The sequence below is a fragment of the Phytoactinopolyspora endophytica genome, from assembly GCF_004138495.1.
GTDB classification, from domain to species: Bacteria; Actinomycetota; Actinomycetes; order Jiangellales; family Jiangellaceae; genus Phytoactinopolyspora; species Phytoactinopolyspora endophytica.
The window spans coordinates 107,602-109,259 of sequence record NZ_ML142852.1 but is presented as its reverse complement, the minus strand read 5'-3'; the positions used below and the strand labels follow the sequence as shown (position 1 = coordinate 109,259).

Here is a 1,658-nt window from a genome sequence, read left to right as displayed (position 1 = left end):
GGATGCGAGGGATCCGGCGGGGCGTCCAGGCCGAGGATCTCGCCGATGACGACTGTGATGTTGTCCGGCGCGCCACCGGACAACCCCAGCCGGAGCAGATCGTCGGCTGCAGCAACGATGTCTTCGGTGGACTTCAGAATCTGCTCGATCACATCGTCGGTCACCACATCGGTGAGTCCGTCGCTGCACAGCAGGATGCGATCGCCGGGCTGGACGTCGACCAACAAGAGGTCTGGTTCGATGGGCTGGCCTTGCAAGGCCTTGGTCACCACCGAACGCGCCGGGTGCACGCGTGCCTCGGAAGGGCTGATCTGGGCGTCGTCGACGAGCGTCTGGACGAACGTGTGGTCGGTGGTGAGCTGCCGCAAGGCGCCGTCGCGCAGAAGGTACCCACGAGAGTCGCCGATGTGCCCGAGCGCGATCTGGCCCCGTGGCAGGCCGCTGCCGACGGTCACCACGACCGTGGTCGTGGTGCCCATCCCCTCCTGCTCCGGCTTCTCCGTCGCGAGCCTGCCGATCCGCTCGTTTGCGGCGACCATGCGGGACATGAGTGCGTCAAGAGGAGGGACCTCGGCGCCGGCCTCCGCCGAGGAAGCCAGCTCATGCACCGCCGCCTCGCTGGCGACCTCGCCGGCGGCGTGGCCGCCCATGCCGTCCGCCACGGCCAGCACGTGAGGGCTCGCCACGCCGGCATCCTCGTTGCCCTCGCGGCCAAGACCCACGTCCGAGCGCGCCACGTACCGCACATGCATGACTACACCTTAGGGCGTATTCGGGGCACTTGGTGTTGGCACACCCGGCTCTGCGGTGGTGCGCTGAACCGAGCGGATGCCGCCGAGCAGGTGAGCACGGAATGTCGGCTCGTCGTATGCCTGTGCACTGTGCCCGAGCGCGGTGTAGAAGCACTGTCCGGAGTCCACACTGTGACACCAGGCGATCGGATGCCGGCTGCCCATGTTGCCGCCCGTGTAGGTGGTCTCGTCGACCGAGAGCAGGATCCGGGCCTGTGGCGGGGGACCGTCCCGGAAGTTGTACCACTCGTCCGTCCACACCCAGCGGCGATCGAGATGCGCGGTGGCGGGGTGTGCCGCATCGTCGACCGTGATGGTCGCCTGCTGTACCTCCGGATGCCCGTCGAACCGGGCGCCGGCCAGCTCGCCGTAGAACGGCCAGCCGTATTCGGTGGTCGACGCCGCGTGGATACCGACGTAACCTCCGCCGCCGCGGACATAGCGCTCCAGAGCGGCCCGTTGGTGGTCGTCGAAAACGTCCCCCGACGTGCTGAGAAAGACCACGGCGCGGTACTCCGCGAGGTTCTCAGGGGTGAATGCGGATGCGTCCTCGGTGGCATCGACGGCAAACCCGTCCCCGGCCGCGAGATCCTCGACCGCGGCGGCGCCCGGCTCGATCGAGTCGTGGCGGTAGCCGCTGGTCTTGGAGAACACGAGCAGTCGAGTCATTCATCGATCATCTCAGGCGGGGTCAGATCTTGCGGAGGCGGATGCTCTGCACCGCGTGGTTCGCGCTCTTGGTCAACACCAGGGTGGCGCGGCCTCGCGTCGGGAGGATGTTCTGGTCCAGGTTAGGGCCGTTGATGTTGTCCCACAGGTATTCGGCCTGGGCAACGGCGTCGTCGTGGTCAAGGTCGGCATATCGCC

General features: G+C 67.5%; 2 protein-coding genes and 1 pseudogene. All 3 read right to left on the bottom strand.

All coding sequences use genetic code 11. The features are described 5' to 3' along the window. On the bottom strand, window positions 1-752 hold a 752-nt coding region (locus tag ELR45_RS08845; RefSeq protein ID WP_165367618.1), incomplete at its 3' end, for a PP2C family protein-serine/threonine phosphatase. 9 nt (window positions 753-761) lie between these two features. Then, the gene (locus ELR45_RS08840; RefSeq protein ID WP_129665239.1) at window positions 762-1,460 is read right to left on the bottom strand and encodes a ThuA domain-containing protein; all 699 of its coding nucleotides are present in this window, start codon (window positions 1,458-1,460) and stop codon (window positions 762-764) included. Window positions 1,461-1,482: 22 nt separating this feature from the next. After that, window positions 1,483-1,658, bottom strand: a pseudogene (locus ELR45_RS40605) (type I pantothenate kinase); the annotation flags it as partial.

Coding starts and splice junctions, on each gene's coding strand:
- ELR45_RS08840 (WP_129665239.1), bottom strand. CDS start 1,460: ATGACTCGACTGCTCGTGTTCTCCAAGACCAGCGGCTACCGCCACGAC.